We start from the raw sequence: 16357 nt of genomic DNA, 5'->3' as shown, positions 1-16357 counted from the left end.
CTTTACCGACGACAGGCCGGCAAATCAGTCAGCCCAGACCGTTTCGATCGGTGTCGCGACGTTCGGCGGGGGAGTGGGCGTGCCGCCCGGTGTGCGCGAGAAGCGCGGCGCGGGCGCGTGCTGGACCACACCGTCGATGTCGATCAGGCCGGTACGGGCCACGATGTGCGGGTTCTCGGTGGCCTCGGTGAAGGTCAGCACCGGGGTGGTGCAGGCATCGGTGCCGTCGAAGATCGCGGCCCACTCGTCGCGGGTCTTCGTCAGGAACTTGTCGGTGAACAGCTTGCGCAGCTGTTCCTGTCCGTTCGGGTCGATCTGCATCGGCAGACCTTCCGGGTCGATCTCCAGCCCGGCCAGCAGTTCGGCGTAGAACTGCGGCTCGATCGCGCCGACGGCCATGTACTTGCCGTCGGAGGTCTCATAGGTGTCGTAGAAGGCCATGCCGGTATCGAGCAGGTTGGTACCGCGCTCGTCGGACCACAGGCCGACCCCGCGCATGCCCCAGATCATGTGCGAAAGGGCAAGCGCGCCATCGATCATCGCGGCGTCGATCACCTGGCCCTTGCCGGAATTCTGCCGCTCCACCAGCGCGGCGAGCACGCCGAACACCAGGAACATCGAGCCGCCACCGAAGTCGCCGACCATGTTCAGCGGCGGCACCGGTCGCTCGCCCTTGCGCCCGATGGCATTGAGCACACCGGTCAGCGAGATGTAGTTGATGTCGTGTCCCGCGCGATCGGCGAGGGGGCCGTGCTGGCCCCAGCCGGTCATCCGGCCGTACACCAGGCGCGGGTTGCGGGCCAGCGCCTCGTCGGGTCCGAGGCCCATGCGCTCGGTGACGCCGGGACGGAAGCCCTCGAGCAGCACGTCGGCCTTCTCGACCAGGTCGAGGATCTTGGCGACGTCGGCGGGGTCCTTCAGATTCGCCTCGACGATCGTTCGCCCACGCCACTGGGGGCGTTCCATGAAGCCGGGCAGCTGGTTCGGGCGCTGCACCCGCACCACGTCGGCGCCGAGGTCGGCCAGCAGCAGCGCGGCGTGCGGACCTGGCCCGATGCCTGCCAACTCGATGACCTTGATGCCCGCAAGGGGCCCCTGCTTGGCGGTGGACTCCGTGCTCACGCGGTGACCTCAGTTCGTCGTCGAACGGTATTGACACTCCGACAATAGCGCTGGGGTGGCGGCTCGGGTAGAGCATGGGCGAGAATTCGCACGAGCGCGACTCGGCGCGGCAACGGGAGGACCCGGTAGTGGGCGTGTGGGGTGAGGTCGTTGTCGGCCTTGTCATTCTGGTCGGCATCGTCGGCGTGATCGTACCGATTCTGCCGGGGGTGATCCTCATCTTCGCGGCGATCGCGGTGTGGGCGTTCATGACCGGCGGTGCGACGGCCTGGACGGTGCTGGCGATCGCCACCGTCGCGCTGGCGCTCTCCGGCGTCGTGAAGTACACCTGGCCGGGCAAGCGGATGCGCGAAGCCGGGGTGTCGAACCGCGCGCTGCTGGCCGGTGCGGTGCTCGGCATCGCCGGCTTCTTCGTGATCCCGATCGTCGGCCTGTTCATCGGCTTCGTGCTCGGTGTGTACCTGGCCGAGCTGTACCGCCTGAAGACCAACGACCTGGCCTGGCCCGCGACGGTGCACGCGCTCAAGGGCGTCGGCCTGTCGATGCTGGTCGAGTTGTTCGGCGCGCTGATCGCGTCCGGTGTGTGGCTCACCGGCGCGATCATCAGCTGACTACTCGATGATCGGCAGCGGGCGGGTGCGGTCGTCCGCGCCGGGGAGCTGATTGCGCGGGATCGGGATAGTCGGATTCTCGATGCGGGGTAGCGGCTCGGATTCCGGGCGACGCACCGCGGGTAGCCGGTAGAACTCGCGGGCATTGTCCTCGAGCACCGCGTGGATATCGGAGCCGACCACCTGCGAGATCAGGTCCACATCGCGCTCCTCGAACGGCCTACCGGCGCGCGTGCCGGGCAGATCGCTGCCGAACATCAGCGCACCCGGGTTGACGGTGTGGATGCGTCGCAGCGTCTCGGCCACATCCATCTCGACCCGGCCGAACCCGGTCGCCTTCACCCTGGCGCCGCGGTCCACCAGGTCGAGCAGGTACGGCAGACCCTCGTCGGACATGCCGAGATGGTCGATCGAGAGCGCGGGCAGCTTCGAGATCACCGGTTGCAGCGAGGCCAGCATCTGACCGTCGATGTAGAGCTCCACGTGCCAGCCCGCCAGTTCATGGGCGCGCAACGCCTGCAATGTCATCTCGGTGATGTCGGCGGCGGCGCGCTTGAGGTTGAACCGCAGGGCGCGTACGCCTGCCCGGTTCAGCTCGAGGATCTCGTCGTCGGTGGCGTCGAGATCCAGCCGGGTCACGCCGACCCAGTCGGGACCGAGCGCGGCCAGTGCTGCCTTCAGGTACGTCTGATCGGCGCCTTGAAAAGACGCGCTGACGACAGCACCGCCGCGAACATCGAAGTGCGCCATACGCTTTCGATAGTCATCGATCACGTAGGGCTCGGGGAGATAGCCTTCGTTCTCGATCAGCGGAAACCGCGGATCGATGATGTGGACGTGGGCATCGAACACCAGTACAGAATGCCTTATCTCTGCGGCGCGAGCGCGCTCAACGTCGCGCCCCCACTAGGACGGGACCACCGAAACCCCGAGTTCTGCCATGACAGCACACTCAACCCCCGCCATTCAGGGCCGCGAACACGCGCGCGCCAGCGCGCCAAAAACTCAGGCCTTGTTCGGCTCGGAGGCGCGCAGCATGTCCTCGCGCTCCACGACCTTCACGCGCTCGCGGCCTTCGGGCTCGCCGAGGGCGCGCTCGTGGGCGTCGAGGCGGTACCAGCCCGCCCAGGTGGTGAACGGGATGCCCTTGCCCTCGAGGAACTCGGTGACGGCGTCGAGCTCGGGCTTCGGCGCGGGGGCGAAGGCCTTGGCGTCGTCGAGCAGGCAGGCGATGGTCTCGTTGGCGTCGCCCTTGGTGTGGCCGATGAGGCCGACCGGGCCGCGCTTGATCCAGCCGGTCACGTAGGTGGCGGGCATGAATCGGGCGTCACCTTCGGCGGTGTCGTCGGCGATCACGCGGCCGGCCTCGTTGGGCACCGTGCCCGCCTGATCGTCGAACGGCAGCTGCGTGACGTTCTGCGAGAGGTAGCCCACGGCGCGGTACACGGCCTGGATGTCCCAGTCGGTGAAGTTGCCGGTGCCCTTGACGTTGCCGGTGCCGTCGAGCTGGGTGCGTTCGGTCTTCAGGCCGACGACCTTGCCGTCTTCGCCGAGGATCTCCGAGGGCGATTCGAAGAAGTGCAGGAACAGCTTGTGCGGGCGGTCGCCGTGGTCGCGGATGGCCCACTGCTCCAAGGTGTTGGCGACCATGTCGACCTGCTTGGAGTTACGGCGTGCGGCTTCGGAGCCCTCGTCGTAGTCGATGTCCTCGGGGTTGACGATGACCTCGATCGTCGGCGAGTGATCCAGTTCGCGCAGCTCGAGGGGCGTGAACTTGGCCTGCGCGGGGCCACGACGACCGAACACGTGGACCTCGAGGGCCTTGTTGGCCTTGAGGCCTTCGTAGACGTTCGGCGGGATCTCGGTCGGCAGCAGTTCGTCACCGGTCTTGGCGAGTACGCGCGCGACGTCGAGGGCGACGTTGCCGACGCCGAGGACGGCGACCTTCTCGGCCTCGAGGGGCCAGGAGCGGGGGACGTCGGGGTGGCCGTCGTACCAGGACACGAAGTCGGCGGCGCCGTAGGAGCCGTCGAGGTCGATGCCGGGGATGGCCAGGGCGCGGTCGGCGTTGGCGCCGGTGGAGAAGATGACCGCGTCGTAGAACTGGCGCAGGTCGTCGAGGGTGATGTCGGTGCCGTAGTCGATGTTGCCGAGCAGGCGGACCTGGTCTTTGTCGAGGACCTTGTGCAGGGCGGTGATGATGCCCTTGATGCGGGGGTGGTCGGGGGCGACGCCGTAGCGGATCAGGCCGAAGGGTGCGGGCATGCGCTCGTAGAGGTCGATGCTCACGTCGGCATCGGACTTCATCAACGCGTCGGCGGCGTAGATACCGGCCGGTCCCGCACCCACGATCGCAATGCGAAGTGGGCGAGTCGCTGCACTCTGTTCGGTCATTTCTACGCGCACCCTTTGGTCGAGAACTGATTTGACGGCGTCAACTTAGCTTAGGCTAAGTCGGACATCCGCTTACTGGCAGCTGCCATCGACGTCGGCAGCCGACCGCAATCAAGGCGATTCTAGCTGCGGCGTTGCAGCCACCCGGCGCGCGGTGTAGCTGCCCGCGCGGGTCTGTCAGGATTACAGCATGAACGAGGAGCAAACAGGCTCGGATGACCAGCCCGTAGTGGTGGATCAGACCGACAAGCGTTCCATCGTCCCGTTCGTCGCGGCCGCGGTGGTCGCGATCATCGTGCTCATCGGCATCGTGGCGGGCGGACTGCTCTCACCCGCTGAGAAAAATGTCACAGAGGCCGACCGTCTCGCGGCCGCCGTCACCAACTATATCGACGCGCGCTCGCGCAGCGACCTCCGTCCGCCGACGGGCGTGGCCTGCCCCGGCTTCAGCGAAGAGACCTCCGGCCTCGGCGAACAGCTCGGTGGCCCGAAATCCACTGTCACGATCGACGGCAAGGGTTTCGAGAACGCCACCGTCAACGGTGACCGCGCCAAAATCGACGCGGCGCTCGTGGTCAACGGCAACCCGGCGGCGAGCAACTGGAAACTGACCCGCGTGGACAGCGCGTGGCTGGTGTGCTCGTTCTGAATCGTTTGACACGATGACCGGTGCCGAGGCAATCTCAGATCGCAAGGTCATGAGTGCCAGCGTCAAGCCCCGGCTCGCTGGTCGGCAACCCTCCTCCGCGGTGGGGTGCTCCGGGTGACGACCTGGCCGTGTGTTCGGGGATTTCCGGCACGGCAAGAGCGGATTCACGCAGGAGGATCGACATGACTTACGCCGGCGACATCACCCCTGAGAAGGCGTGGGAGCTGCTCACCGAGCACCCCGGCGCCGTGCTGGTCGACGTGCGCACCGAAGGCGAGTGGGCACACATCGGCATTCCCGACACCAGTTCCATCGAGCGCCCGGCCCACTTCATCGAATGGGTCGACGGCACCGGCACCCGCAATCCCGAGTTCGGCGCGCAGCTCGAGCAGGCACTCGCCGGTCGCCCCGACGACGCGCCCGTGGTGTTCCTGTGTCGCTCCGGCCAGCGTTCCGCGCATGCGGCGAACCTGGCGACGGCGGCGGGCGTGGCGCCGTCCTACAACGTGCTCGACGGTTTCGAAGGTGGTCCCGACGCGTTCGGTCAGCGCGGCAGCACCGGTTGGCGCGCTGTCGGCCTGCCGTGGCGTCAGGCATAAGGAGAAAAGCATGATCACCGGTGGTTCGTTCGACAAGCCACTGCCCGAAGGCGTCGGTCCCGGTACGCTCGGCGTGCGTGGCGGCCTGCGCCGTTCCGGCTTCGACGAGACCTCCGAGGCGCTGTATCTGACCTCGGGTTTCGTCTACGAGAGCGCCGAAGCCGCCGAGGCCGCGTTCACCGGCGACGTCGAGCACTTCGTCTACTCCCGCTTCGGCAACCCGACCGTGGCCATGTTCGAGGAGCGCATCCGCCTGCTCGACGGCGCCGAGGCGGCCTTCGCGACCGCGTCCGGCATGTCGGCGGTGTTCACCGCGCTCGGTGCCCTGCTGAAGGCGGGCGACCGTCTCGTCGCCGCCCGCAGCCTGTTCGGATCCTGTTTCGTGGTCTGTAACGAGATCCTGCCGCGCTGGGGCATCGAAACCGTCTTCGTCGACGGCGACGACCTCGACCAGTGGGAGCAGGCCCTGTCCGTCCCCACCCAGGCCGTGTTCTTCGAGACCCCCGCCAACCCGATGCAGACCCTCGTCGATGTCCGCAAGGTCACCGAGCTCGCCCACGCCGCGGGCGCGAAGGTGGTGCTGGACAACGTCTTCGCCACCCCCCTGCTCCAGCGCGGCTTCGAACTCGGCGCCGACGTGGTGGTCTACTCCGGCACCAAACACATCGACGGCCAGGGTCGCGTCCTCGGCGGCGCCATCCTCGGCGCCCAGGACTACATCGACGGCCCCGTCAAAACCCTGATGCGCCACACCGGCCCGGCCCTGAGCCCCTTCAACGCCTGGACCTTGCTCAAGGGCCTGGAAACCATGCCGTTGCGCGTGCGCCACTCCACCGAGTCGGCCCTGCAGGTGGCGAAGTTCCTGGAGACCAAGAATTCGGTCGACTGGGTGAAATACCCCTTCCTGGAATCACATCCGCAACACGCACTGGCGAAGGAGCAGATGACCGGCGGCGGCACCGTGGTCACCTTCGCCCTCACCGGCGACGACGGCAAGAAGCGAGCCTTCGAGGTTTTGAACCGCCTGCGCATCATCGACATCTCCAACAACCTGGGCGACGCCAAAACCATGATCACCCACCCCGCCACCACCACCCACCGAGCCATGGGCCCCGAGGGCCGCGCCTCAATCGGCTTGTCCGACGGGGTAGTCCGCATCTCGGTCGGCCTGGAAGACCTCCAAGATCTCCTCGGCGACCTGGACCACGCCCTGAGTTAGCCCCCGAGAAGTGCCAGGCGCCAGGAGACGAATGGGCAGGGTCAGATCTGGCACCCCTGTCACGAGTTGAGCGAAAGCTCCAAATCGCCTCGGCGTAAGCGCAGCTCACGCCGAGTCCTGTTCAACGGTGAACCGGTGAACGGGAGCTGGTCGAAATCGACCGTCGCGGCGGCGCGGAGCGCGAGTTGCTGCGCTGACTTCGCGGCCTTGGCAGGCAGTCCGACTTGTCCGGCGAACTCGGCCCAGTGCTTCGCTCGAAGGCCCCTGGTTCGTCCGGCGATCGGCAACGCCATCGAATCGTCGTCGTAGACGAGAGTGCACGGAATGTCGTACAGCGGCGCGATACTCCAGCGTCCCATGGTGTCTCGAAGTACCCCGACGTTCTTGCCGTGCAGGTCACCGTTGCCGGTCAACCACGCGAACAGGAACTGCAGGTAGAGATTTCGTGCTGCGATCAGAGGGGCGCGGACCATTCCAGCGAGCGCTTCGACGACCTGCACCGCGTCGACGTTGTATTTCGACGACGGCGGCAACCCGAGGACCTGGGTGGCATCCTCGAACGCGAGACGACGCCATTCATCCCCTTCGTGCACACGATCGAACCGTCGGACCAGCAAGCCCGGCTGCCCATATCGGTCGTGCACCAGGTCCGACCCGACAACATCAAGCTTCAGTCCCCGCGCCGCGGCCAGGTGCGCGGATTCGTTCTCGATCAGATACGGGTATCCCGACTGTGACAGCTTCAGGATGAATCGACCGAAGCCCGCGGCAATCGGTGTGCTGATCATCGACGCGCTCGCCTTGTTCTGGATCCCAGGGATCGCCTGTCGATCGACATCGTCTACGAGGCGGTCGAATTCGAGCTCGTCGGCTGACATGCAGTCGACCAGCGCGGGAACGTCGACAGGTTGTGCGCCGGCGGGAAACACTTGAACGTCACCCGGTACATCGGCACCGACCGCGAGTAGCAGGCTGAGTTCGTCGTCGATGCTGGTCTTTACGGCACGACGAAGCACCGTCAAGCGGTGCCCTTCCGGCAGCAGGCCCGCGAAAAAGGCTGGTACAGATCCCGATCCGCTGGTGACCGGCTCGGTGCCGAGCGGCAGAGTAGAAGCGACCGGATCACCGGAATACCCTGGTGCGTACTGAAATTCGGTGCCGCCTTGCCGTGTCCGGTTGATCGAGGCAGCGAGGGTACCGGCTTTATAGACATCTGCGCTCCTGACGGTGCGCAATGCTTCGAAGTCTGTCATGGCGTGACCGCCAGGGACAGCCCCAGCGCGCCGGCCACCGCGGCGACCGTCCCGATGCTGGGTGAACCTCGCCCCTGCTCGATATCGCGGACCGTTCGGGTCGAGGTGCCCGCAATCTCGGCAAGCTGCTCCTGCGTCAAGTGGTGGAGGCGCCGCTCCGCCCGAATCGCCGCGCCCACCGCATGCAACATATTCGCAGCCAGCCTTTGGTCGGCAGAATTCCGCCGAATTTTCCATCGGCTAAGTGAGGGTACCTCAAATAGTAGAGTACCGGCAATATTCTGCCGACTTGGTGTGTGGTGTTCACCCCGTCGCCCCGGCAGGGCTGAACCGGCAGGATGCTGCCGAATTTTGGCTAGTCGAACACCCGCCCCCGCCCTGAGCTAGCTCCGGGTATCTGTCCTCGCGGCGTCCAGAATCGCGATCGCCTCGTCGATCGGATCGATGACGAAGAGTTCGGTTCCGGCGTCGGTGTCGACGCGCAGACGAGTACGGAGGCCGCCGCTGAACAGGCCGCCATCCGGGCTCTGCTGCCCGACGGCGCGCAGCTGGGTCAGGCGCGCTTCCCAGCGCTTGCCGCCGGTGATCGCGTCGAGGTGATTGGGCACGAAGAGCAGTCGGGTTTCGGTCAGGTGGAGGCGTCCGCCGACGGCCCTGCTGCCTTGTGTTCGATTGGCGAGTTTCTGCCAGACGACGTTCTCGGTGGCGTTCAGCGCGGGGCTACCGATCCACAATCCCATGGTTCGTTTCCTTGTGTCGATCCGATGTTCGTGACCATGGATCGATATCTGGCCGGGCGCCGTTAATGGAGCCCGGCCAGGGATTCGAGCCGGCCGGTCTCAGCCCAGGGCGCGCAGGCGGGGGGCCAGGTCTCGCTTGAACAGATCGAGGAAGCGGAGCTGGTCTTGGCCGGGGGCGTGGAAGACCAGGTGGTTGAGGCCCGCGTCGAGGTAGGGCTTGATCGCGGCGACGGCTTCGTCGGGGTCGCTGGCGACGATCCAGCGCTTGGCGACCTGTTCGATCGGGAGGGCGTCGGCGGCCTTCTCCATTTCGATGGGGTCGGTGATGTCGTGCTTCTGTTCGGGGGTCAGGGAGAGGGGGGCCCAGAATCGCGTGTTCTGTAGTGCCAGTTCGGGATCGGTGTCGTAGGAGATCTTGATTTCGATCATCTTGTCGATCTCGGCGACATCGCGGTCGACCTTCTCGGCGCCCTCGGCGACGGCGGGCAGCAGCTTCTCGGTGTAGAGGTCCATGCCCTTGCCCGAGGTGCAGATGAAACCGTCGCCCGCGCGACCCGCGTACCTGGCGACCACCGGGCCGCCCGCGGCGATGTAGACGGGGATGCCGCCCTTGGGTACGTCGTAGATGGAGGCGCCCACGGTGTGGTAGTAATCGCCGTCGAAATCGACGCGATCGCCGGTCCACAATTCGCGCATCATCTTCACCGCTTCCCGCAGGCGGGCGAAACGCTCCTTGAAGTCGGGCCATTCGCCCTTGTAACCGGTGGCGATCTCGTTGAGCGCTTCACCGGTGCCCACACCGAGCATCACCCGGCCCGGGTACAGGCAGCCCATGGTGGCGAAGGCCTGCGCGATCACCGCCGGGTTGTAGCGGAAGGTCGGGGTGAGCACGGAGGTGCCGAGCTGGATGCGTTCGGTGCGCTCGCCGACGGCCGCCAGCCAGGCCAGCGAGAACGGCGCGTGCCCGCCGTCGTGGCGCCACGGCTGGAAGTGGTCGCTCACGGTCGCGCTGTCGAGACCGTGCTGCTCGGCGGCGACGCCGAGTTCGACCAGCTCTCGTGGCCCGAACTGCTCTGCCGATGCCTTGTACCCGAGCTTGAGCTCAACCATTCCAGCCACTCCTGTCGTCCGTTGACCCCTGCCAACACGACACTAGCGCGCAGCCCGTCATCCGCGCCCATGCCGTTTCGTCACCCACCACGCCGAGTTTTAGCGGACAATTAACTGGTGGCCACCAAGGATGAACAGATCTTGTCGTACCTCACCGACATGGACGGCGTGCTGGTGCACGAGGATCAGCTGATCCCCGGCGCCGACGAGTTCCTCGCCGAACTGCGCGCCAACGAGATCCCGTTCCTCGTGCTGACCAACAACTCGATCCGCACGCCCCGCGACCTGCAGGCCCGCCTGCGCCACACCGGCCTCGACATCCCCGAGGAGTCGATCTGGACCTCGGCGCTGGCCACGGCGACCTTCCTCGACGACCAGCGCCCCAACGGCACCGCGTACGTGGTCGGCGAATCCGGTCTCACCACCGCGCTGCACGAGATCGGCTACGTGCTCACCGACAGCGACCCCGATTACGTGGTCCTCGGCGAGACCCGGACGTACTCCTTCGAGGCGATCACCACCGCGATCCGGCTGGTGGACAGGGGCGCGAAGTTCATCGCCACCAATCCTGATGCCACCGGACCCTCGCGCGACGGCGTGCTGCCCGCCACCGGTTCGGTTGCCGCCCTGATCACCCGTGCCACCGGCAAGGAGCCGTACTACGTCGGCAAGCCCAATCCGCTGATGATGCGCTCGGCGCTGCGTCAGATCGGCGCGCATTCCCAATCGACGGTGATGATCGGCGACCGGATGGACACCGACGTGATCGCCGGCTTGGAGGCGGGTCTGCGCACGGTGCTGGTGACCTCCGGCATCTCGACGAAGTCCTCGGTGGAGGCCTATCCGTTCCGGCCGACCATGGTGGTGGGCTCGGTGGCCGACTTGATCGGCCGCACGCGCCACCCGTTCGCCGAGTAGCCATGTGATCCGCATCTCATCGGAATAGGTGCCCGCCTGCCGTGGTTATAGTTGCCATGGCAACCAAAGGAGGGCCCGTGCAGTTCGGAATCTTCAGCGTCGGCGATGTGACCACCGATCCCACCACCGGCCGCACCCCCACCGAGGCCGAGCGGATCAAGGCGATGGTCGCGATCGCGCAGAAGGCCGAGGAAGTGGGCCTCGATGTGTTCGCGATGGGCGAGCACCACAATCGGCCCTTCGTGCCGTCGTCACCGACGACGATGCTCGGCTATATCGCGGGCCGCACCGACAACATCTTGCTGTCCACTTCGACCACGCTCATCACCACGAACGACCCGGTCAAGATCGCCGAGGACTTCGCGATGCTGCAGCACCTGGCCGACGGCCGCGTCGACCTGATGCTCGGCCGCGGCAACACCGGCCCGGTCTATCCGTGGTTCGGCAAGGACATCCGCGACGGCATTCCCCTGGCCATCGAGAACTACGCTCTGCTGCACCGGCTGTGGCGTGAAGACGTCGTGAACTGGGAAGGCAAGTTCCGCACACCGCTGCAGTCGTTCACCTCGACCCCGCGTCCGCTCGACGACGTGCCGCCGTTCGTCTGGCACGGGTCGATCCGGAGCCCCGAGATCGCCGAACAGGCCGCGTACTACGGTGACGGCTTCTTCGCCAACCACATCTTCTGGCCCACCGACCATTTCAAGCGGCTGATCGACCTGTACCGCAGGCGCTACGAGCACTACGGCCACGGCAGCGCCGACCAGGCGATCGTCGGTCTCGGCGGACAGGTGTTCCTGCGCAAGAACTCTCAGGACGCGGTCCGCGAATTCCGGCCCTACTTCGACAACGCACCCGTCTACGGACACGGCCCGTCGCTGGAGGATTTCACCGAGCAGACCCCGCTCACCGTGGGCAGCCCGGAGCAGGTGATCGAGAAGACGCTCACCTTCCGCGAGCACTTCGGCGACTACCAGCGCCAGCTGTTCCTGGTCGACCACGCCGGACTCCCGTTGAAGACGGTGCTCGAGCAGCTCGACCTGCTCGGCGAGGAGGTGATCCCGGTGTTGCGCAAGGAGTTCGCGGCTCGACGCCCGGCGCACGTCCCGGACGCGCCGACGCACGACTCGCTGCTCGCCGCCAAGACCATGGCGGAGGTCAGCGCGTGACATCCACACCGCGCCGCGCATTCGGCGGCCCGCACACCACGGAGGTGATCGCATGACAACCCGTATCGCCGTGGTCTCGGCAGGGCTTTCGCAGCCTTCGTCGACACGCTTGCTGGCCGATCGACTGGCCGCCGCGGCAGCACGCGAGCTCCGCGCGAAAGGCGCCGAGGTCGAAGTGGACTTCGTCGACCTGCGCGATCACGCTCGCGATCTGGCCGACAACCTGCTCACCGGCTTCCCGGCCCCCGCGCTGCGGGCGGCGATCGACAAGGTCGTCACCGCCGATGGCCTGATCGCCGTGACGCCGATCTTCAGCGCCTCCTACAGCGGCCTGTTCAAGACGTTCTTCGATGTGCTGGAACCGGATTCGCTCGCCGGGATGCCGGTGCTCACCGGCGCGACCGGCGGCACCGAGCGTCATTCCCTGGCGCTGGAGCACGCGGTGCGCCCGCTGTTCGCCTACCTGCGCTCGATCGTCGTCCCCACCGCGGTCTACGCGGCGTCGACAGATTGGGGCGCGAACGGCGGCGACAAGGCGCTCAACCATCGAATCGACCGCGCCGCAGCCGGATTCGGCGCACTGCTGCTCGGCACGTCCGCCACCCGACCCACCGACCCCTACACCGATACGACCCCGTTCGAAGACCTTCTCGCAGCGAATCACTGATGCACACCAACCCCCAAGGAGCACACTCATGACCACCGCCATCGCCAAGGGACTCACCGCAGGCACCTGGGCAATCGACCCCACCCACTCGACCGTCGGCTTCTCCGTACGCCACCTGATGGTGAGCAAGGTCCGTGGCCGCTTCACCGACTTCGACGGCGCGCTCGTGATCGCCGAGGACGGCACCGCCACCGCGCACGCCGAGATCCGCGTCGACTCCCTCACCACCGACAACGCTCAGCGCGACGGCCACCTGCGCACCGCCGACTTCTTCCACGCCGAGGAATTCCCGCTGATGACCTTCAAGTCCACCGCATTCCGTGGCGAGGGCAGCGATTTCGTCGTCGACGGCGAGTTCACCGTGCGCGGCAACACCAAGCCGGTCACCCTCGAGGTCGAGTTCGTCGGCGTGAGCCCGGGCATGGGCAACGGCCAGGTCGCCGGCTTCGAGGCCAAGACCGTGGTCTCGCGCCGCGACTTCGGCCTCGACATCGACATGCCGCTGCCCGACGGCGGCGCCGTGATCGGCGACAAGATCACCCTCACCCTCGAGATCGAGGCCGTCCTCCAGGGCTGACCCGGACCGACGTGACGCCCCCATCACCTGTGCGGTGATGGGGGCGTCGGCCGTTGTGCGCCGTGGCTAGTCCTCGTCGGCGATGATCGTGTCGAGGGTCGCCGCGAGACGCGTGAGGGTCGCGACCGTCGCGGCGAACTCGGCCGGGCCGAGCGCCTCGGCCAGCCGGTGCGCCATGGCCGCGTGCTGCGGATCGATGCGACGGATGGCGGCCGTGCCTTCCTCGGTCATCGCGACCAGCTTGGCCCGCTTGTGCGCGGGGTTGGGCCGGTACTCGCACATGCCCTTGCCGACCAGCAGGTCCGCGATCCGCTGCACGCTCTGCCGGGTGATGCCCATCGCGCGGGCGATCCCGGCTACCGGCTGCGGCTGGTCCTGTACCGCGGCCATCACCTGCCACCAGGCCACCGAGATTCCGGCCGGCGCGGACAAGCTGTCGCCGATGGTCAGGAATTGACCGTTGAGCCGGAAGACGGTGAGGGCGGCGCCGTCGAGCAGGTCCTGTTCGGAGTTCAAGCCGCGTGGCTCCCTTCGTATTCGGCGAGCGTGGCGTACCCGGCCGGGTCCTTGTGCGCATACAGCTGGTACCAGGCGTCGAGTACCCGCGGTTCGTACAGATCGAGCCGCGCGAAGATCTCCCTGGCGAATTCGAACGGCGACATGCCGTCCGCGGTGATCACGTCACCGTCGGTGACCGCGGGCGCCTCGACGTAGTGCCGCGCACCCGAGTATCCGCTGTAGCCAAGGAATTCCGCCGCGTTGCTGGTGTGCGCGCGATCATCGAGCAGTCCCGCCGTGGCCAGTCCGAAGGTCGCGCCGCAGATCGCGGCCACCGGCACCCCGGCGTCGACGAACTCTTTCGCCTTGTGCGCGAACGCGATCAGGTCCTCACCCATCCACAGATCCGCGCCGGGCAGGATCAGCATCGCGCTGCCGGCCGGGTCGAGATCGGTGACGGCCAGGTCGGGTGTCACTCGCAGGCGTCCCATGGTGGTGATCGGTTCGGTGGTGAGGCCGACCGTCGCGACCTCGAATGTTCCAGGCTCCCGGTGCCAGTTGCCGTTGGCGATGTGGGCCGTCGCGGCCCCCACTTCCCAGTCGGCCAGGGTGTCGTAGACGGCTACGTGAACTGTTTTCTTCGACATGACAGCATCCTGTCATCTTTGACAGGATGCTGTCAATAAGAATTTTGCTACCGGCTTATAGCCGACCCTCCGTACGCTGACGGCATCCGGTGCGAGACAGGGAGGTTCACCCGCGATGACCGACTCGGTGCAGGGCATGACGGGCACCATCACGTCACCGATTCGGGAGGCGGGCGCACTGGGTGAGGTACTGATCTCGATTCGCGGGGGCACCGAGCTCTATCTCGCCCGAGCCGACGAACCGATCGCCGCCTGGACCACCGTGTTGATCGTCGCGGTCCACCCGGGTCGCCTGGTCGACGTGGTCACCTGGATTCCGCTTCCCTCTGAATGAAAGGGGCCCGCGATGCTGGGCTATCACGTTCCCGATCCCGACGAAGCCATGCTGGTCAGTGGCGCCAAGACCAAGGACGACACCCCGTTCAAGGTGGTCATCGGGCGCGGCACCTGGGTGGTGCCGCTGTTCCGTAAGGTCCGATACCTGTCACTGGCCATGTTCGAGTCCGAGATCCGCGAGCGCTGCGTCACCAAGCAGGCCATCCAGCTCGATGTGCGTGCGGTGATCGCGTTCAAGGTCGCCAACGACACCCAGTCGATCGTCAATGCGGCACAGCGCTTCCTGTCCGAACAGGAGCAGGAGATGTCGGTGCTGACCGGGCGGATCTTCTCCGGTCATCTGCGCTCGATCGTGGGCTCGATGACCGTCGAGGAGATCATCCGCGAACGTCAGAAGCTGGCCGACGAGGTGCTCATCGCCTCCAAGGTGGAGATGAGCAATATCGGCCTGTGGGTCGATTCGTTCCAGATCCAGTCCATCGACGACGGCAACCTCGGCTACATCAATGCCCTTGCGGCACCGCACAATGCGGCCGTCCAGCGGGATGCCCAGATCGCTCAGGCCCAGGCCGCGCAGCGCTCCGCTGAAGCCGAGCAGGAGTCGTTGCGCCGTCGCGCCGAATACGAACGTGAGACCTCGATCCTCAAGGCGCAGTACCAGCGCGACATCGACAAGGCCAATGCCGAAGCGGCACAGGCGGGTCCGCTCGCCGACGCCATCGCCAGGCAGGCCGTGCTGCACGCCCAGGCCGAGCAGGCCCGCAAGAACGCGGAACTGCGCGAACAGCAACTCCAGGCCGAAGTGGTGAAACCCGCTGAGGCGGAGGCGGAACGAGTCCGCATCCTCGCGGTGGCCGAGGCCGACCGCACCCGTATTCAGGCCGAGGCGGCGGCGTCCAACAACCGCATCGCGCTGGACCAGATGCTCATCGAGCAACTCCCGGAAATCGTCAAGCAGGCCTCGCACGGCCTGGCGGGCGCCAACCTCACCGTCCTCAACGGCCCCGACGGCGTGGGCGAGCTGCTCAACGGCATGGTCGGTCAGGGCCTGACGGTCTTCAATTCCTTGCAGAAGGCTCTGTCGAACGGCGAAGTCGACAAGGTCTGATCACCGCCACGTCGTGGGCCGAGTACTCGAGCCGGCAGGGCTGACCGGATACCTCGTCAGTCCTGCCGGCTCGCGAGTGCGGTCGCCCGGGCGGCAATGACGTCGGTCCAGGTCGCTCCGACGGCCGCGAGAGTCCGCTCGACGTTCTCGAAGAGCATCCGGACCGAACCCGGCGCTTACGCCCGGCGCAGGGCGAACATGCGCAGGTCGCGGGTGGTGCGGTCGCGGTAGGCGGCGTAGGCGCCGGTGATGTCGATGAAGCGGGCGAAGATCGCGTCCTTGTCCGCGTCGGTGACCGGGGTGGCGGTCACCCGGATGCGTTCGCCGGCGATGGCGACAGTGGCTGCCGGATCGGCGAGCAGGTTGCCGGTCCAGGCCGGGTGGTGGGCCTGGCCGAAGTTGGAACCGACCACGTACAGGGTGTCGCCGTCGTGGACGTAGAGCAGCGGCTGGGTGCGCGCGACGCCGGACTTGCGGCCGGTGGTGGTGAGCAGGATCACCGGGCGCCGATCGGGCCCAGCACGGTGTACTTGGCGTCGGTGCGCTCGAGCAGGGCGCGGTCGAGCGGGGTGATGGTGCGGATCAGCCAGGAACCCGGCTTGGTCGCGGCGAATCGGGTGGCGGCGCGGGACAGGGGATTGGCGCGAGAGCCCCACTGGCGATCCGGGAACTGCGATGTCATGGGCCGGACTATAACGCGACCGGATCGGACCCCGCCGAACCCCTGAATCGCCGCCGAT

At 66.7% G+C, this 16357-nt stretch carries 19 protein-coding genes, 1 pseudogene and 1 riboswitch; of the genes and pseudogenes, 10 read left to right on the top strand and 10 right to left on the bottom strand.

What is annotated here, in order from left to right; genetic code table 11:
- Positions 1-24: 24 nt before the first annotated feature.
- On the bottom strand, positions 25-1122 hold the full coding sequence (locus ACFULV_RS12240; protein WP_378633631.1) for a CaiB/BaiF CoA transferase family protein: 1098 nt from the start codon (positions 1120-1122) through the stop codon (positions 25-27).
- 128 nt (positions 1123-1250) lie between these two features.
- Between ACFULV_RS12240 and ACFULV_RS12235 the strand changes: the two genes are divergently transcribed.
- Positions 1251-1733, top strand: coding sequence for a DUF456 domain-containing protein (locus tag ACFULV_RS12235; protein ID WP_378634468.1), 483 nt, complete (start codon positions 1251-1253; stop codon positions 1731-1733).
- Here ACFULV_RS12235 and ACFULV_RS12230 read toward each other — a convergent pair whose 3' ends face one another.
- Both ACFULV_RS12230 and ACFULV_RS12225 read right to left on the bottom strand, forming a co-directional pair.
- Positions 1734-2585, bottom strand: coding sequence for an amidohydrolase family protein (locus ACFULV_RS12230; protein WP_378655858.1), 852 nt, complete (start codon positions 2583-2585; stop codon positions 1734-1736). It abuts the gene before it with no gap.
- 153 nt (positions 2586-2738) lie between these two features.
- Positions 2739-4127, bottom strand: a complete 1389-nt coding sequence (locus ACFULV_RS12225) for an FAD-dependent oxidoreductase (RefSeq protein ID WP_378655855.1) — start codon at positions 4125-4127, stop codon at positions 2739-2741.
- 190 nt (positions 4128-4317) lie between these two features.
- Here ACFULV_RS12225 and ACFULV_RS12220 point away from each other — a divergent pair, with 190 nt between their 5' ends.
- From ACFULV_RS12220 to ACFULV_RS12210, 3 genes are all read left to right on the top strand, one after another.
- Positions 4318-4776, top strand: a complete 459-nt coding sequence (locus ACFULV_RS12220; RefSeq protein ID WP_378655853.1) for a hypothetical protein — start codon at positions 4318-4320, stop codon at positions 4774-4776.
- Between the two features lie 45 nt (positions 4777-4821).
- A riboswitch (SAM riboswitch) is annotated at positions 4822-4941 on the top strand.
- 17 nt (positions 4942-4958) lie between these two features.
- Complete coding sequence (locus ACFULV_RS12215; protein ID WP_378655850.1) at positions 4959-5375, top strand: rhodanese-like domain-containing protein; 417 nt, start codon at positions 4959-4961, stop codon at positions 5373-5375.
- Positions 5376-5385: 10 nt separating this feature from the next.
- The gene (locus ACFULV_RS12210; protein ID WP_378655847.1) at positions 5386-6594 is read left to right on the top strand and encodes an O-succinylhomoserine sulfhydrylase; all 1209 of its coding nucleotides are present in this window, start codon (positions 5386-5388) and stop codon (positions 6592-6594) included.
- A 59-nt stretch (positions 6595-6653) separates the two neighbouring features.
- Here the strand turns inward: ACFULV_RS12210 and ACFULV_RS12205 are convergent, their stop codons facing one another.
- From ACFULV_RS12205 to fgd, 4 genes are all read right to left on the bottom strand, one after another.
- On the bottom strand, positions 6654-7847 hold the full coding sequence (locus ACFULV_RS12205) for a type II toxin-antitoxin system HipA family toxin (RefSeq protein WP_378655845.1): 1194 nt from the start codon (positions 7845-7847) through the stop codon (positions 6654-6656).
- Positions 7844-8038, bottom strand: a complete 195-nt coding sequence (locus ACFULV_RS12200) for a helix-turn-helix transcriptional regulator (protein WP_378655843.1) — start codon at positions 8036-8038, stop codon at positions 7844-7846. The genes ACFULV_RS12205 and ACFULV_RS12200 overlap by 4 nt, the downstream gene beginning before the upstream one ends.
- Before the next feature lie 192 nt (positions 8039-8230).
- Positions 8231-8587, bottom strand: a complete 357-nt coding sequence (locus tag ACFULV_RS12195) for a hypothetical protein (protein ID WP_378655840.1) — start codon at positions 8585-8587, stop codon at positions 8231-8233.
- Positions 8588-8686: 99 nt separating this feature from the next.
- A complete protein-coding gene (fgd, locus tag ACFULV_RS12190; protein ID WP_378633650.1) occupies positions 8687-9697 on the bottom strand; it encodes a glucose-6-phosphate dehydrogenase (coenzyme-F420) in 1011 nt (336 codons plus the stop codon).
- Between the two features lie 159 nt (positions 9698-9856).
- Between fgd and ACFULV_RS12185 the strand changes: the two genes are divergently transcribed.
- The 4 genes from ACFULV_RS12185 to ACFULV_RS12170 all read left to right on the top strand — a co-directional run bounded on the left by ACFULV_RS12185 (position 9857) and on the right by ACFULV_RS12170 (position 13028).
- A complete protein-coding gene (locus ACFULV_RS12185; protein ID WP_378634471.1) occupies positions 9857-10615 on the top strand; it encodes an HAD-IIA family hydrolase in 759 nt (252 codons plus the stop codon).
- 77 nt (positions 10616-10692) lie between these two features.
- Positions 10693-11784, top strand: coding sequence for an LLM class flavin-dependent oxidoreductase (locus ACFULV_RS12180; RefSeq protein WP_378655837.1), 1092 nt, complete (start codon positions 10693-10695; stop codon positions 11782-11784).
- A gap of 52 nt (positions 11785-11836) precedes the next feature.
- Positions 11837-12451: an FMN reductase gene (locus tag ACFULV_RS12175; RefSeq protein ID WP_378655834.1), complete on the top strand. Its 615-nt coding sequence runs from the start codon at positions 11837-11839 to the stop codon at positions 12449-12451.
- Between the two features lie 28 nt (positions 12452-12479).
- Entirely contained in the window at positions 12480-13028 is a 549-nt protein-coding gene (locus ACFULV_RS12170; protein ID WP_378633658.1) for a YceI family protein, read from the top strand.
- A gap of 66 nt (positions 13029-13094) precedes the next feature.
- On the opposite strand, the gene ACFULV_RS12165 is transcribed toward ACFULV_RS12170, so the two are convergent.
- Both ACFULV_RS12165 and ACFULV_RS12160 read right to left on the bottom strand, forming a co-directional pair.
- Positions 13095-13544 carry a MarR family winged helix-turn-helix transcriptional regulator gene (locus ACFULV_RS12165; protein WP_378655832.1) on the bottom strand — a complete coding sequence of 150 codons (450 nt, stop codon included), beginning with the start codon at positions 13542-13544 and terminating at the stop codon, positions 13095-13097.
- The gene (locus tag ACFULV_RS12160) at positions 13541-14173 is read right to left on the bottom strand and encodes a DJ-1/PfpI family protein (RefSeq protein WP_378655830.1); all 633 of its coding nucleotides are present in this window, start codon (positions 14171-14173) and stop codon (positions 13541-13543) included. The genes ACFULV_RS12165 and ACFULV_RS12160 overlap by 4 nt, the downstream gene beginning before the upstream one ends.
- Positions 14174-14288: 115 nt before the next feature.
- Here ACFULV_RS12160 and ACFULV_RS12155 point away from each other — a divergent pair, with 115 nt between their 5' ends.
- Entirely contained in the window at positions 14289-14507 is a 219-nt protein-coding gene (locus ACFULV_RS12155) for a hypothetical protein (RefSeq protein ID WP_378633666.1), read from the top strand.
- A gap of 12 nt (positions 14508-14519) precedes the next feature.
- Positions 14520-15617 carry an SPFH domain-containing protein gene (locus tag ACFULV_RS12150; RefSeq protein ID WP_378633668.1) on the top strand — a complete coding sequence of 366 codons (1098 nt, stop codon included), beginning with the start codon at positions 14520-14522 and terminating at the stop codon, positions 15615-15617.
- 176 nt (positions 15618-15793) lie between these two features.
- Here ACFULV_RS12150 and ACFULV_RS12145 read toward each other — a convergent pair.
- A pseudogene (locus tag ACFULV_RS12145) lies at positions 15794-16299 on the bottom strand (nitroreductase/quinone reductase family protein).
- Positions 16300-16357: the final 58 nt, after the last annotated feature.

The organism is Nocardia sp. NPDC057272 (assembly GCF_042668615.1).
Classification (GTDB): domain Bacteria; phylum Actinomycetota; class Actinomycetes; order Mycobacteriales; family Mycobacteriaceae; genus Nocardia.
Note: the sequence above shows the minus strand (reverse complement) of the source record. Positions and strands in the feature narration are given on the sequence as shown.

Excerpts from the sequence above, each read along its gene's own strand:
- ACFULV_RS12225 (WP_378655855.1), bottom strand. The coding sequence starts at position 4,127 with ATGACCGAACAGAGTGCAGCGACTCGCCCACTTCGCATTGCGATCGTG.
- ACFULV_RS12220 (WP_378655853.1), top strand. The coding sequence starts at position 4,318 with ATGAACGAGGAGCAAACAGGCTCGGATGACCAGCCCGTAGTGGTGGAT.
- ACFULV_RS12215 (WP_378655850.1), top strand. The coding sequence starts at position 4,959 with ATGACTTACGCCGGCGACATCACCCCTGAGAAGGCGTGGGAGCTGCTC.
- ACFULV_RS12210 (WP_378655847.1), top strand. The coding sequence starts at position 5,386 with ATGATCACCGGTGGTTCGTTCGACAAGCCACTGCCCGAAGGCGTCGGT.
- ACFULV_RS12205 (WP_378655845.1), bottom strand. The coding sequence starts at position 7,847 with ATGACAGACTTCGAAGCATTGCGCACCGTCAGGAGCGCAGATGTCTAT.
- ACFULV_RS12200 (WP_378655843.1), bottom strand. The coding sequence starts at position 8,038 with ATGTTGCATGCGGTGGGCGCGGCGATTCGGGCGGAGCGGCGCCTCCAC.
- ACFULV_RS12195 (WP_378655840.1), bottom strand. The coding sequence starts at position 8,587 with ATGGGATTGTGGATCGGTAGCCCCGCGCTGAACGCCACCGAGAACGTC.
- fgd (WP_378633650.1), bottom strand. The coding sequence starts at position 9,697 with ATGGTTGAGCTCAAGCTCGGGTACAAGGCATCGGCAGAGCAGTTCGGG.
- ACFULV_RS12185 (WP_378634471.1), top strand. The coding sequence starts at position 9,857 with ATGGACGGCGTGCTGGTGCACGAGGATCAGCTGATCCCCGGCGCCGAC.
- ACFULV_RS12175 (WP_378655834.1), top strand. The coding sequence starts at position 11,837 with ATGACAACCCGTATCGCCGTGGTCTCGGCAGGGCTTTCGCAGCCTTCG.
- ACFULV_RS12170 (WP_378633658.1), top strand. The coding sequence starts at position 12,480 with ATGACCACCGCCATCGCCAAGGGACTCACCGCAGGCACCTGGGCAATC.
- ACFULV_RS12160 (WP_378655830.1), bottom strand. The coding sequence starts at position 14,173 with ATGTCGAAGAAAACAGTTCACGTAGCCGTCTACGACACCCTGGCCGAC.
- ACFULV_RS12155 (WP_378633666.1), top strand. The coding sequence starts at position 14,289 with ATGACCGACTCGGTGCAGGGCATGACGGGCACCATCACGTCACCGATT.
- ACFULV_RS12150 (WP_378633668.1), top strand. The coding sequence starts at position 14,520 with ATGCTGGGCTATCACGTTCCCGATCCCGACGAAGCCATGCTGGTCAGT.